Origin of the sequence: Rhizobium sp. NPDC090279, from assembly GCF_044769665.1 — a bacterium.
Classification (GTDB): domain Bacteria; phylum Pseudomonadota; class Alphaproteobacteria; order Rhizobiales; family Rhizobiaceae; genus Rhizobium.
In genome coordinates, this window is sequence record NZ_JBIVYI010000019.1 from 13,054 (window position 1) to 26,906 (window position 13,853).

Consider the following 13,853-nt stretch of genomic DNA (forward strand, 5'->3'; position numbering starts at 1 on the left):
TTCATGGCTTCCATGCCTCGCGCATGCCATCGGCCAGGAGATTGAAACCGAGAACGAGACTGACGAGCGCGGCTGATGGGATGAGCGACATCAGCGGCCAGACGTTGAGCACCGTGACGCTCTCCTTGACCATGCCGCCCCAATCAGGGTTCGGCGGTGGCAGGCCAAGACCAAGGAAGCCGAGAATGCCGATGGTGATGATCGTATAGCCGATGCGCAGGCAGGCATCGACGATCAGCAGGCTGCGGCAATTGGGCAGAAGCTCGACGACCATGATGTAGATCGTGCTCTCCGCCCTGAGTTTCGCGGCGGCGATATATTCCTGTTCCTTGAGGCCAAGGACGAGGCCGCGGGTGATGCGGCCAATGCCCGGCGACGACGCGATCGTCGTCGCGATCACGATGTTGAGTACGGACGGCCCGATATTGGCGATCAGGATCACGTAGATCACGAGAACAGGAAAGGCGAGCACGATGTCGGAGAAGCGGCTGATCAGTGTGTCGATCCAGCCGCCGTAATAGCCCGCGACCATGCCCATGGCGATGCCGACGACCATGGCGACGGCAACCGAGAGCGGCGCAACGAAAAGCACGGTGCGCGCGCCGAAGATCAGGCGAGAGAGAACGTCTCGGCCCAGGATATCGGTGCCGAGCCAATGGGTTGCGGATGGAAAGGGATTGCCCATCGCCATGACGTCCGAATCCGTCGGGGACGGCAGCGGCAGGATCGGCGCGAGAACGGCGGCTGCCACCCAGAAGACCACCAGGAACAGGCCGACGATGGCCGTCTTGGAATGAAAGATCCGCACCCAGTTCGGTCGCGCCGCTCGCTTGGCTGCAGTGACCTTGATCCCGGCGATATTGTCTTGGAGTGCCATGGCTTACCTCACCCGGATACGTGGATCGAGCAGCATGTAGCCGAGGTCGCCGAGCAACTGCGTGACGACGGCGACGGCGACTGTTATCAGTGTTGCAGCTTCGAGCGTGGCGATATCGCCGAAGAGGCTGGCGTCGAGGATCAGGCGACCGAAGCCCGGATAGGCAAAGACGAGCTCGGTGACGACCACGCCGCTGATGAGAAAGTTGATCTGCAGAAGAAGCACGGTGAAAGGTGCGATCATGGCGTTGCGCAGCGCGTGGCCAAGAACCATGCGACGGGTACTCATGCCCTTCAGGACGGCAGTGCGGATATATGGCCGCTCCATGACGCCGATCATCGAGACGCGGATCATCCGGGCGACATAACCGAAATCGTAGATCACGAGCACGGCGACCGGCAGCACGAACTGATAAGGCACCGCCCATCCGCCATCGCTGTTGAGCGGGCTCGTCCCCGGCAGGACCGGCCAAAGGATGACGAAGAGCGTGACCAGGAAAACGCCCGATGCAAATTCGGGTATGGACGTGAAGGTGATGCAGATGACCGACAGCGTTCGGTCAAGCACCCCACCCTCCTTCAACCCGGACAGAATGCCGAAGATGATCGACAGCGGCACGATCAAGAGAAAAGCGAGGCCGGCGAGGATCGCCGTATTGCCAAGCCTGCTCCAGATCACGTCATTGACGGGCAGCTTGTTCAGCGTCGAGTAGCCGAAATTGCCGAAATATTGCGCCCCGCGCGAATCCTTGAAATTGAGCCCGGTGCTCGGGTCCTGCAGCGGATCGGGGATCGCCCCTACCAACACGCCAAGCCACCGGCCATAGCGCACGACTAGCGGATCATTGGCCTTCAGCTTTTCAGTCAGGATATCGACCTGCTGCTGCGTGGCGAAGGGGCCGAGCGATTTGCGCGCCACGCTGCCGGGGGTGAATTCGCAGACGGCAAAGACCAGGAATGATGCGCACAGCATGGTGAGCAGCATCATGATCAGTCGTTTCAGAAGGAATTTCGACATTGCATTATCATCCGGTTTTCTCATGCGTCAGCAAGGGATCGCCCGGACGAGGCCGGGCGATCCTGGCGCCGCTTGATCAGGCGGAGATCGCGTATTGATGCGCGAAGATGTACTGCGAGGGATGGAGCTCGAAGCCCTTGACCTTCTTGTCCATCACGGTCGAGAAGATGCGCCAGAAAGGCTGAACGATCGGCCCGTCATCCTGCATGATCAACTCGATTTTCTCGATGACCTTGCTACGCTCCTTTGGGTCGAGGATGCCCTCGGCCTCCGTCAAGAGCTGGTCGAATTCCGGATTGGCATAATGGGACTCGTTCCAGGCGGCATTCGACCGATAGGCGAGCGACAGCGTCATGATGGCAAGCGGGCGATGGCCCCAGGCCGTCAGGCTGAACGGTGCAGAAGTCCAGACCTCCCAATATTGCGCGCTCGGCAGCGACTTGATGTTGATCTTGACGCCGATGTCCTTGAACTGCTCGGCCAGAACCTGAGCCGTATTCAGCTCCCAGATCGGATCCGGACGCGTGACCATGTCGAATTCGAAGCCGTTCGGATAGCCCGCGTCGGCCAGGAGCTTCTTGGCCTTCTCGATATCGCGTGGATATTTCGGCAAGGCGGCATATTCCGGATGCGACGGCGCGACATGGTGATCTTCCGCCGGCGTGCCGGCGCCGAGCAGCGACGTCTGGATGACCTTCTCGCGATCGATCGCGAAGCGCATCGCCTGGCGGACGCGCTTATCCTTGAACTGCTCGACGTCAGGATGCATGCGGGCGACGACCGTCTGCGTCGTCTCGACTTTGTAAACCGCCACATGCGGGAAGTTCTTCATCGAGCTGATCTGAACGGCGTCGGCTTCCGACAGGCCGTCTATCTGCTTGGACGCCATGGCCGCAATGCCCGCGCCCGGATTGTCGCCGAGGTCGACGAATTCAAAAGTCTCGAGATAGGGCCCGGTGCCCCAATAGTCGGTGCGGGCCTTGTACTTAGCGGCCTTGCCGACAGTGTATTCCGTCATCTCGAATGGGCCGGTGCCGTTGGCATCGGGGCCGAAGGCGCCATTGTCGGCCGGATCCAGGATGAACATCGGATAGTGGTAGAGATGCTCGGGAACGGCGATCTGTGGCGCGAAGCAGTTGAGGCGAACCGTGTGGTCGTCGACTTTCTCGATCGCGTTGTCAGACCAGAGCTTGCTCGACTTCTTCGGATTGCCCTTCTCGTCCTTCTCACCGCCATCATATTCCTGGACGAGATAGCCGGTAAAGAGGCCGAGGACAGACGAGCCAACCTTGGGGTCGCTGACGCGCTTCAGGTTCCAGACGACGTCGTCCGCCGTCAGCGGCCGGCCTCCATTGCGCCACTTCACATCCTTGCGGACATGCAGCGTCCAAGTCTTCAGGTCGTCGCTCACATCCCATTTTTCGAGCAGATAGGGATGCGTGATGTTGTCACGGTCGGTAAAGGTCAGATATTCGCAAACTTGGCGGATGACATTCGATTTTTCAGCAAAATCGGCCAGATGGGGGTCCTTGATTTCCATGCAGCGCATGCCGATGCGCAGGTTTCCGCCTTTTGGCAAATCGTCTGCCTTGGCTTCGCTCGACGGCTGAAGAACACCGGCAAGAGAGTAAGCAGCAGCGGCCGAAAGGCCGAGAAGTGTCGATTTGCGCAAAAAATCCCTGCGACTGACACGGCCGTTTGAAAGATCTTCTATAAGGGTTGGAATATAGGGATGCTGATTCTTATCCAAGATAGTGTTCTCCGAGTTCGTGCAGACTGTTCCCGATGTTTTCTGAACGCGAAGCGGAGCAGTTTCCTGCCGCTTCGACTTGCGCGGATCTGATGTCCGTTTTCGCCGTCGTAATTAAACCTACATCCAACGCCACCGAGGCAGAATGCATTTATCCGACATGGAATATGCGCAGCACGACACATTGTTGCATTGCAGCGAAGCGTGCTTTTTGGCCAATGGCCGGGCTGAATTTGAGACAGCTTGGATCAGGAGCGCCGCGTCGCGGCAGGGCTCTCATGGAAGTGACTGCGATAGAACCGGCTGAAATGCGATGGAGAGCCATATCCGCAGACGCCGGCAATATCGGCTACGCTCAGATCCGTATGAATCAGCAGTTCCTTGGCCCGCGCCATGCGCAGATCGATATAAAACTGTGACGGGCTTTTGTTCAGATTGCTGCGGAACAGTCTCTCAAGCTGCCGAGCTGAGATCTTGACGGCTTCCGCGAGCTCGGCGATCTCGATGGGTTCGGAAAGGCTGCTTTCCATGCGACGAATGACAAAACCAAGCTTGGCATTCCGAATGCCGAAGCGGTCCTCGGGCACCATGCGCTGAACGTCGTCCTGTCTTCGCATACGGGGATGATTGAACTGATCAGAGATCTGCTCGGCGAGCTCTCGTCCTTCAATCGCGGCAATCAGATAGAGCATCATATCAAGTGTGACAGTGCCGCCAGAGGAGGTAATCAGACGCCCGTCGACCGCGAAGATGTCATCAGTCGCCAAGCAGTTGGGAAACTCACTGCGGAAGCTCGGGAGGGACTCCCAATGGACCGCGCACCGCCTGCCCTCAAGGAGCCCGGCCCGTGCCAAATAGAACACCGCCGTGCTGACACCGCCGAGAACGCAGCCCTCGGAATAGATGCGACGAAGCCAGGAAAAAAGGGATGGATCATAGCTCTCGGTGTAGTTAACGCCGGCACAGACAAAAAGGATATCACATTTCGGTGCCTGCGCCATGGCGTAGTCCACCGAGAAAGCGAGCCCACTGCTCGACCTCGCTTCCTTGCCGTTGGCTGAAATCAGTATCCATTCGAACGCTTTGCGCTTGATCAAGCGGTTTCCTTGCCGCAATGAATCGAGCGCCGCCGAGAAAGTCATCAGCGGATAATCCGGTGCAAGAAAGAAGCCGATGCGCACCGGCCGCCCGTCTTGCTTCAACTGATCAAGTGAGAAGGACTGTCGCGTCATTCGTCGGATATACTACGTCTGGCAGGCATCGCCCAAGGGTGCTCGCTTCTTTTCAAGGCGTGTCTGATTGCAGACGATAACGACCATGACTGTCTCTTCTTTGATAAAGAGACGTACTGTAATGCGTATCAATCTCGCTGTTTGGCCCGCCGTAACGGCCTCTTGTCGAGTAATCGCACAGACTCACCCTTAAGTGAATGGTGCTCTTGATGGAAATCGCACCGAGGCCTGCGGATCTATCCATTCCAGAGATGAGGAATAAAGCTGAATTGCCGCCTTCAAATTAGGATTACTGCACACCATATTGCGGCGCAGCCGAAAATGCTGCCTGTAGGTGTTCGGCCATGAGTTCGGCCGCATGCTTGCGCTGCCCAGATGCTATGGCGTCCAAGATCGCAACATGTTCCCGGCACCAGTCCTTCACTCGCCTGCGATTGGTGTAGCCGCCAAATTCCAGCAATCTCCGCAGCCTGTTCTGCTGCTGGATGGATTGCAGGAAAAAGATATTGCCGCTGAATTCCGCGATCATTTCATGGAACTGCGCATCCGTATCGAACAATTGTCTCGGATTTACCGAGGCTATGTCGGGATGAGCTTCAAGATAGAGATGTTGAAGACGCGATCGTTCCAGTGAGGTGGGATCGGGGCGGAAGGTGCTCAGCAGCAGTCCGGCCGGCTCGATCGTAGCCCGGAAATCATAGCTATTGCGCAACGCGACCTGTGAATCGAGCGTGGGCAGGAAGGTCCAGCCCCTGCCGCTATTGCGCGCAAGCAATCCGTCATTGACCAGATGCGTAAGCGTTCTTTGCAGGAGAACGCGGTCCACATCGAAACGACGAGCGATTTCCGACTGCGTGAAAGTTTCCGAGAGCGCGCCTGAAAGGCGGTCTTCGACGATCCGCGAATAGAGATCCTGATCGGCCGTCGCCGGCACCTCCACTCCCACTCGAAGCAACTCTTCGGGCAGTACCTTCAGAAAAAATCCCTGGTTCCTGCGCGCCTCCACGATGCCGCGTTCGGCAAGCAACAGCAGTGCAGAGCGAACCGGCGTTCTCGATACGCCGATCAGATCGCCGAGTTGCTGTTCGCGCAAATGATGCCCCGGTTCGAAGCGCGCATTGCGGGCAAGATCGAGAATCTGATTTGCGAGGCGATATCGTCCTTGACGTGGGACACTGGCCATTAAGTTATCCGAGTTTGTACAAAATTATATGATTAGTACAACAACAGCGCAAACATCGGCAATACAAACAACATCATCAAAACCCGAAACTCACGGCTTTCACGAGAAAACAGGTGATTGGAGGTTCGGTGCCCGTGCATATCTTTATAGAATGCTGCGTCTTAGTTTAAAATTTCACCCATACGCCCATTATTTGAGCACAATTAAGAAATGCCTATTTTTGAGCTTCTCGGCTTGACTCTTTCGACGGCAGCATTGTACCATTGTATTCAATCAGAGCAATTATAGCTCGATCAAACAAGAGGGAACTGCCATGCTTCGATCTTTCATGACCGCATTTACCTTGCCGCTAATGCTCACGCACGCCGTCGCCGCGGCCGACCTTCCGAAGTCGGGTCTCGTCGAAAATGGATCCGTCACCTATGGCGTCGCCGCCACGTTCGCGCCGTTCGAATTCCAGAAGGATGGAGTGCTGTCCGGCTTCGATATCGACCTGATCGCAGCGTTGACGGCGAAACTTGGCGCGAAACCGGCGGCGATGAACATGGAATTCAAGGGATTGATCCCGGCGCTGCTCTCCGGCCGGATCGATATCATCAACTCGGCCATGTACATCAACGACAAGCGCTCGGAGCAGGTCGATTTCATTCCCTATATGAAGATCGGCAATCAGGTGATCGTTCAGGCCGGCAATCCGGCCAAGATTACCGGCCGGGATGATACGCTCTGCGGGAAGACGATAGCCGTCACGCTCGGCGGCATTCAGGAAAACCAGGCGCGTGCCGACGATGCACGCTGCAAGGCCAAGGGTCTCAAGGGCGTAGCGGTTCTCACCCTGCCGACAGCGCAGGATTCCGCGGTGTCGTTGCGGCAGGGGCGTGCGGATGCGGAATACGATTCGACGCCGGGTGCGGTCGTTCTTCAGGCCGCGGTTCCAGGCGTTTATGAGGTCGTCGGTGGCGAATTCGAATCCGACACCAGCATCGGCATTGCCACCCGAAAGGGAGACGCGGCCGTTCAGACTTCCATCAAATCGGCGCTTGCCGAGATCGTCGCGGATGGCACCTACAAGAGCCTGATCGAGAAGTGGAAGCTGCCGGCCTCCGTCTCGATTTTCAACTGACCTCCGGCTTGATACCGAAGAAGGAGCGGGGATGTCTCTCGAACTCGTTGTCGACTATCTGCTGTCGCCCGCTTTCTTTCACGGCGCTTTGCTGACGTTATTGATCACCGTCGTGTCCCTGTTCTTCGGGATCATCGTCGGGCTTGTGATCGCTCTTTTACAGGAGACGGGCCTGCGTCCCATCAAGGTGGCGACGCTCGCCTATCTTTGGCTGTTTCGCGGCACGCCCGTCCTGTTCCAGATCATTTTCATCTACAATGTCCTGCCGAACTTCGGAATTCGTCTATCGGCCTTTCTAAGCGCCGTCATTGCCCTGTCGCTGAACGAAGGTGCCTATATGGCGGAAATCCTGCGGTCGGGCCTGCACGCGGTAAAGAAGGGGCAGCGCACGGCGGGGCTTGCGCTCGGGATGACGCGGGCGGGCGTCATGCGTTTCATCGTGATGCCACAGGCGGCCCGCATCGTAATGCCTGCGGTCGGCAATCAGATGATCGGCATGCTGAAGACCAGCGCACTTGTTTCCGTCGTCGCCGTGGAAGAATTGCTTCTTGTCGCCAATCAGACCGCCAGCGCGAATTTCCGCTATTTCGAAGCGCTGACGGCGGCCGGCATTTATTATCTGTTGCTGACGACGATCTTCATGGTCTTCCAGTCGTTTCTCGAACGCGCGTTTGACCCGAAGCGCGGCCGCCGGGGCAGCGTTCGCAAGCCCTTCAGCCTCATTGCCCCGAAATCCGAGATCCAGTGAGGGAAGACGATATGGTTGTGCCTGACAATAAGCCGCTTCTGGAAGTCATCGGTATCGACAAGAGTTTTGGGCCGACGCGGATTCTCAAGACCTGCAGTTTGAACGTTTTTCGCAAGCAGACCATGGTCGTCATTGGTCCGTCCGGATCGGGAAAATCGACGCTGCTGCGATGCGTGAACCTGCTGGAGCCGGCAGACGGCGGCAATATCTTCTTCGACGGCGACGACATTACCCGTGACCTTCGCAATGCTCCGAAGATCCGCCGGGATATCGGCATGGTCTTCCAGAACTTCGAACTGTTCCAGCATCTTTCGGCAGCCGAAAACATCATGCTCGCGCCGATGAAGGTCTCGGGCGTCAGCAGGCTCGATGCGCACGACATGGCGATGCAATTGCTCGAGAAGGTCCGCATCCCGGAAAAAGCCGATTTCTGTCCCGATGAACTCTCCGGCGGACAGCAGCAGCGCGTGGCAATAGCCCGAGCGCTCGCCATGAAGCCCAAGCTGATGCTCTACGACGAGCCGACATCGGCGCTCGACCCGGAGATGATCCGCGAGGTTCTGGACGTGATGGCCGATCTCAGCGCCGACGGCATGACAAGCATCGTCGTCACCCATGAGATGGGTTTTGCCAGACGCGCCGCCGACCAGATCGTCTTCATGGAGAACGGCGAGGTCATCGAAAACGCGTCGAGCGAAGAGTTCTTCGGCGGAGCGGTCAACGAGCGCGCTAGCCTCTTTCTAAGTCAGATATTGCATTAACTGCGGAAGGCAGACATGTCCCATACCCCCGATATCGCGCGCATGAAGCGTGAACTCGCCGAACTGATCGCCATCAGAACGGAAAATCCGCCTGGCCAAGAGGCGGACGCTGCCGTCTATGTCCGCGATCTGCTCCTGTCCGCGGGCTTTGCGGTCGATGTGGTGGAGTACAAGCCCGGCCGTTTCAATGTCGAAGCGCGGATGGAAAACGGGCCGGGTCCGGTCTTCGCCTTCAACACACACATGGACACCGTGCCTGCCGGGGACGGATGGTCGTCCGATCCGTTCATCCTGCGCGAGGCGGATGGAAAGCTCTATGGTCGCGGCGCCTGCGACTGCAAGGGGCCGCTGATATCGATGGTGGAAGCTATGCGCATGCTGGCATCCGACCGGGGTGCATGGTCGGGCACGTTGCTCGGTGTCTTCGTCGGTGACGAGGAAATCGCCAGCGAAGGCGCCAAGTTCTATGCGGCCGGCAGGCCGAAAATCGACTTCGCCGTTGTGGGCGAGCCGACATCCAACACGACCTTTGCGGCACATAAGGGAAGTCTCCGGCCTGTCGTGCGTGTTCACGGGCAGGCAGCACACTCCGGGACACCACATCTGGGCGATAACGCCATCTACCGCGCCGGACAGCTCCTCTCGCTCATCGAGGCCCATCACAACGAGGTGGTGCGTGGACGGACGCATCCACTCGTTGGTGAGGCCAGCCTGACGGTGACGCGCATTTCCGGCGGGCATGCGGACAATGTGGTGCCGTATGTCTGCGATCTGCTGCTGGACCGCCGGATGGTGCCCGGGGAGGACGAGGCTGCGGTGAAGCAGGAGTTTGCCGATCTGCTGGCGCTCGCCCATACCCGTTTCGGCGTTCGGGCCGAAATCGTCGACTACAGGGCGACGACGGGCGGCGCAACGGAAACCGCCGTCGACAGCACCATCGTTCAGACCAGCATGGCGGCTTGCCGGTCTCACGGCGTGTCCGATCCTGGTCCCTTCGGCTTCCAGGGCGGCTGCGATCTTGTGCATTTTCGTGAGATCGGCGCGCAAGGCACGGTGATTGGGCCGGGTGACTTGTCGGTTGCCCACAAGCCCGACGAATTCGTCCCCACGGACGAGTTCGTAACCGCGAGCCTGATCTATCGCGATGTCGCGATATCGATGTTGCGGGGCTGATCGATGCAGGCGTCCCTCCACCGCGCGATACTGCGCTACGGGAACGGTTTGATGCTGCATACCGCATCATCCGGCCCGGTCGCCGGTCTCGATACGCTTTACCTGCGCCTGCGGGATGGTGATGTCGTCGCAACCGGCGAGGTCCGCATCAACATTGCCTATCTGAACGGTCTTCCGGCCGAGGTGGTCCTGGAGGAGGCGCTGTCTTTTTTCGACCGGATCGACTGGTCGCGGGATGCGGCAGATCTTCTTGCGGACGAAATACTCTGGGCGGAAGCGAGCGCCCCGGTACGGATGCTGCTGGACATTGCACTTCACGATTTCCTGGCGCGACGGCAGGGCCTGTCACTAGCCCAATGGCTCGGAGCCGCCGCTTCGACTGACATTTCGCATTCAACCAACCAGACACTATTCATATCCACGCCGGAACAATTTCTGGCACAGGCGGAGGCCTATGTCGCCCGCGGCTTTCGCGATCTGAAGGTCAGGGTCGGCGCCGGTACTTTTCATCACGACCTCTGGCGGCTGTCGCAATTGCGCGAGCGCTTCGGGCAGACCATCAAGCTGGCGGTCGATGCCAATGGCGCCTGGGGCCGCGACGACGCGGAAGGAAAGCTCGCGCAGCTGGCGCAATTCGATCTCGCCTATGTCGAGCAGCCCATTCCTGCCGGAGATTTTGACCTCCTGCTCGCGCTTGCGGAGAAAAGCCCGATGCCGCTGATGCTGGACGAAAGTGTCTCCAACCTCCGGGACGTGGAGGTTATCGTCCAAGCTTCGGGACGCTTGTGGGCGCATCTGAAGCTGGTCAAGCTTGGCGGCATCGCGCCAACACTGAAGGCGGCGGCGGCGCTGCGCCGGAACAATATCCCTTTCATGATCGGGCAGATGAATGAGGGGGCGGCGGCAACGGCCGCGGCACTGCATCTGGCCTGTGCCACCGGCCCCTCATTCGCCGAATTGTATGGAGCAGATGGATTGGCCAACGATGCGGCCTCCGGCCTGGTCTATGCGCGGGGCTGTGTGACGGGCACTCAGGCTCCCGGCCTCGGGCTGGTTGTTGATCTATCGAAGACAAGTCTCTTGAAGGAGTTCGCAAGGTGACGATCGCAAGCAATGTCGTACAGGGACAGGAATCTGCCTTCCCGAAAGAGGAATATGAGATCCGCGTGGCGCGTGCGCGTCAAAATCTCGTCGAGGCCGGCATCGATGCGCTCGTCGTGACCGGTCCGGAAAACATCTTCTATCTGACCGGCCAGCAGACGCCGGGCTATTACACGTTCCAGGCTCTCCTTCTGACCGCCGACGGCGACCCGGTCTTCGTGATCCGCCAGCTCGAATATTTCAACTTCATCGCCAACACCTTCATTGCGGATGCCGAAGTCTATCAGGATGGTGATGAGCCCGTTTCCTTCCTGATCGCGCTGATCGAGAAGCGTGGGCTGGCGGGAAAGCGCGTGGCGATCGACAAAAAGGGCTGGTTCCTGCCGATATTTGTCTACGAATCCTTGCGCGAACGGCTGGGAGCGGTTCATGACGGCGCTGGCGTCATCGAAAAGCTGCGCGCCGTCAAATCGCCGCTGGAAATCGAAAAGTTGGAACGCGCGGCCTTCTATGTGGATGCCGGCATGCGAGCGGGGCTTGCCGCTGTCAAGGTCGGCGCCAGCGACAACGATCTGGTCGCCGCGATGATGCAGGCGGCGATATCAGCCGGATCGGAATATATGGGGATGGAGCCGCTTGTTTCTGTCGGCGCACGCACCGGCGTGCCGCACGGAACTTGGCGCCGCACTAAAATAGCGGATGGTGATCCGGCCTTCCTCGAAATGGCCGCCTGCCATGATCGTTATCATGCCGCACTCATGCGGTCGGCCTGGATCGGCCGCGCGCCCAGCGAGGCGGCGGACATGATGAGGGTCTGCCAGGAGGCGCTCCAGGTCTCGCTTGATACCATCCGTCCGGGCGTATCCTGCGAAGTTCCGCATATCGCCTGCCAGAAGATCATTGACGCGGCAGGCTATACCGACAATTTCCGCAAGCGCCTTGGCTACAGCGTCGGGATCTCCTTTGCGCCGGATTGGGGCGAGGGGGCGATCCTCAGCCTCAACGCAGGGGTCAAGACCGAACTGCAGCCGGGCATGACCTTTCATCTGCCGCCGGCGTTGCGTATCTACGGCCGCTTCACCGTCGGCGTCAGCGAAACCATCGTCGTCACGGAAACAGGATATCGGGCGCTTGGAACCATCAAGCGCGATCTTCTCGAAGTCTGAAGCAGCCGATTGAAAGGAGCGGGCCATGGGGTTGATCCTCGTTTTTCACGATACGTCAAAGCCCGCCCTTTATGGCGCGGTCGCCGCTGCAATTGCTGCCGCCCGGCAATGCGGCTTCATGCATGTCCCGGCGCGCTTCGATACCAAGCTCCATGCCGACGCGGCACAGCATGTGATTGCAAGCGGCGGTCTTGGCGCGAGTGGCCTGTGCTGGTTCGAACGGCTTTCGGGGAACCAGGTGCCAGCCGTGGCAATGCCGGAAGCGGTCGTTGACGCGATCGCGGTGCGGGACGTGGTGGTGCCCATTCATCCGGCATTTCTGATCGATGGAGATGTGCCGACAGCATTGGCGGCTGCCGCCAAAGCCCATGCAGTAGAGCTGGAAATGATCACCGTTCGCGAGGACGCCGATCGCTTCTTCGATGTGTCGACCCGGGAGGTGCTTGCCTGGCGGGATCGTTTCGGGCGTATCGGATTGAGGGAACCGCAACGGCAAACGAGTTCGGATCTGACGATCGGCTTTATCGGTGCGGAAAGCGATCATCGCGATGTCTACCCGGCAGCGCTGGCAAGCCTCGCCGACGCGGCAGACAGCCTTTCGATCGGGATCGATGTGCGTTTCATCGATCCGGTCCATGCCGACCGGTTTGAAAGTCCCGCCATTTTCGAGGGCCTCTCCGGAATCCTGCTTCCCGGCGGGGCGGATATGAAGAATGTCGCCGGCCAGACGGCCGCTGCCGCGTTAAGTCTTGAAGCGGATCTGCCGACTGTTGGGTTGTGTCTTGGCATGCAGACGATGGTGACGGCTTTGGCGTGGCGGGTTTTCGGTCGCAAGGCAGCCAATCTGGCCGAGGCCGCCCCGAATGCTAGGATCAAGACCTTCGTGCCGATGGCCGGCGATGAGGGAGAGGACGGCACTCGCCTGCCGATCCACAGGATTGGTGATCAGCCGATCGACATCATACCGGGCACCCGGCTCTCCGAGATCATTTACTCGGAGGCTCAGGTGCGCTGCAACCACCAATTCCGATTGAACCCGGTCCTGCTGCCGGCTCTTGAGGCGGCCGGGCTTCGCGCTGCCGCACGTAGTTCATCAGGCGCGATCGTCGATGCCATTGAATTGCCGGATCATCCCTTCTTCATCGGCATGCAAGGGCATCCGGAACTGTCGTCACGAACCGACAAGCCCCATCCACTGCTCGTGGCATTTTTGAAAGCCGCGGCCCTCAGAGCTCTGACATCAATCTCGTAGCATACCCCGTTCACTCACATCTCAGACAAGGCAAACCATTATGCGCTCGCTTTTCCATTTCGCCTATCATGTCACCGATCTTGACGATGCGCGTCGCTTTTACGGCGGCGTGCTCGGCTGCGAGGAAGGTCGCAGCACCGACACCTGGGTCGATTTCGATTTCTTCGGCCATCAGATCTCCCTGCATCTCGGCAAGCCGTTCGAAACGACGCGTACCGGCAAGGTCGGCGATCACATGGTAATGATGCCCCATCTCGGCGTCATTCTGGCGCTCGATGACTGGTTCGCCCTTGCCAAAAGGCTGGAAGACGCCGACACGGCATTCGACATTCCGCCGGTCGTGCGCTTCGAAGGCCAGACCGGCGAGCAACGCACGATGTTCTTCCTCGATCCGAGCGGAAACCCGATCGAAGTCAAAGGCTTCAAGGATTTCGACAGCGTTTTCGCTCGTTGAGTGAGAAAGGGACCGG

Annotated in this window: 13 protein-coding genes; 8 read left to right on the forward strand and 5 right to left on the reverse strand. The window is 59.0% G+C overall.

Going from position 1 to position 13,853, the window contains the following annotated elements:
* Window position 1: 1 nt before the first annotated feature.
* The 5 genes from ACIQWP_RS30235 to ACIQWP_RS30255 form a co-directional block, all read right to left on the reverse strand.
* Window positions 2–877 (reverse strand): ABC transporter permease, encoded by an 876-nt coding sequence (locus tag ACIQWP_RS30235; protein ID WP_402795775.1) that lies wholly within the window; start codon window positions 875–877, stop codon window positions 2–4.
* A gap of 3 nt (window positions 878–880) precedes the next feature.
* Window positions 881–1,894 (reverse strand): ABC transporter permease, encoded by a 1,014-nt coding sequence (locus ACIQWP_RS30240; protein ID WP_402795777.1) that lies wholly within the window; start codon window positions 1,892–1,894, stop codon window positions 881–883.
* 76 nt (window positions 1,895–1,970) lie between these two features.
* Window positions 1,971–3,644: an ABC transporter substrate-binding protein gene (locus ACIQWP_RS30245; RefSeq protein WP_402795780.1), complete on the reverse strand. Its 1,674-nt coding sequence runs from the start codon at window positions 3,642–3,644 to the stop codon at window positions 1,971–1,973.
* 248 nt (window positions 3,645–3,892) lie between these two features.
* Complete coding sequence (locus ACIQWP_RS30250) at window positions 3,893–4,876, reverse strand: GlxA family transcriptional regulator (protein ID WP_402795782.1); 984 nt, start codon at window positions 4,874–4,876, stop codon at window positions 3,893–3,895.
* 289 nt (window positions 4,877–5,165) lie between these two features.
* Window positions 5,166–6,059, reverse strand: coding sequence for an FCD domain-containing protein (locus ACIQWP_RS30255; RefSeq protein WP_402795785.1), 894 nt, complete (start codon window positions 6,057–6,059; stop codon window positions 5,166–5,168).
* 313 nt (window positions 6,060–6,372) lie between these two features.
* Between ACIQWP_RS30255 and ACIQWP_RS30260 the strand changes: the two genes are divergently transcribed.
* From ACIQWP_RS30260 to ACIQWP_RS30295, 8 genes are read left to right on the forward strand one after another with little or no spacing between them, the layout of a single operon-like run.
* The gene (locus ACIQWP_RS30260; RefSeq protein ID WP_402795787.1) at window positions 6,373–7,182 is read left to right on the forward strand and encodes an ABC transporter substrate-binding protein; all 810 of its coding nucleotides are present in this window, start codon (window positions 6,373–6,375) and stop codon (window positions 7,180–7,182) included.
* A 31-nt stretch (window positions 7,183–7,213) separates the two neighbouring features.
* Entirely contained in the window at window positions 7,214–7,930 is a 717-nt protein-coding gene (locus ACIQWP_RS30265; RefSeq protein ID WP_402795790.1) for an amino acid ABC transporter permease, read from the forward strand.
* An 11-nt stretch (window positions 7,931–7,941) separates the two neighbouring features.
* Window positions 7,942–8,691, forward strand: a complete 750-nt coding sequence (locus ACIQWP_RS30270) for an amino acid ABC transporter ATP-binding protein (RefSeq protein ID WP_402795793.1) — start codon at window positions 7,942–7,944, stop codon at window positions 8,689–8,691.
* A 15-nt stretch (window positions 8,692–8,706) separates the two neighbouring features.
* Complete coding sequence (locus ACIQWP_RS30275; protein ID WP_402795795.1) at window positions 8,707–9,864, forward strand: M20 family metallopeptidase; 1,158 nt, start codon at window positions 8,707–8,709, stop codon at window positions 9,862–9,864.
* 51 nt (window positions 9,865–9,915) lie between these two features.
* Complete coding sequence (locus ACIQWP_RS30280) at window positions 9,916–10,965, forward strand: mandelate racemase/muconate lactonizing enzyme family protein (protein ID WP_402795797.1); 1,050 nt, start codon at window positions 9,916–9,918, stop codon at window positions 10,963–10,965.
* Entirely contained in the window at window positions 10,962–12,131 is a 1,170-nt protein-coding gene (locus ACIQWP_RS30285) for a M24 family metallopeptidase (RefSeq protein ID WP_402795799.1), read from the forward strand. Before ACIQWP_RS30280 ends, ACIQWP_RS30285 begins: the two co-directional genes overlap by 4 nt.
* 25 nt (window positions 12,132–12,156) lie before the next feature.
* Window positions 12,157–13,383 (forward strand): gamma-glutamyl-gamma-aminobutyrate hydrolase family protein, encoded by a 1,227-nt coding sequence (locus ACIQWP_RS30290; protein ID WP_402795801.1) that lies wholly within the window; start codon window positions 12,157–12,159, stop codon window positions 13,381–13,383.
* 40 nt (window positions 13,384–13,423) lie between these two features.
* Window positions 13,424–13,837, forward strand: a complete 414-nt coding sequence (locus ACIQWP_RS30295; RefSeq protein ID WP_402795803.1) for a VOC family protein — start codon at window positions 13,424–13,426, stop codon at window positions 13,835–13,837.
* Window positions 13,838–13,853: the final 16 nt, after the last annotated feature.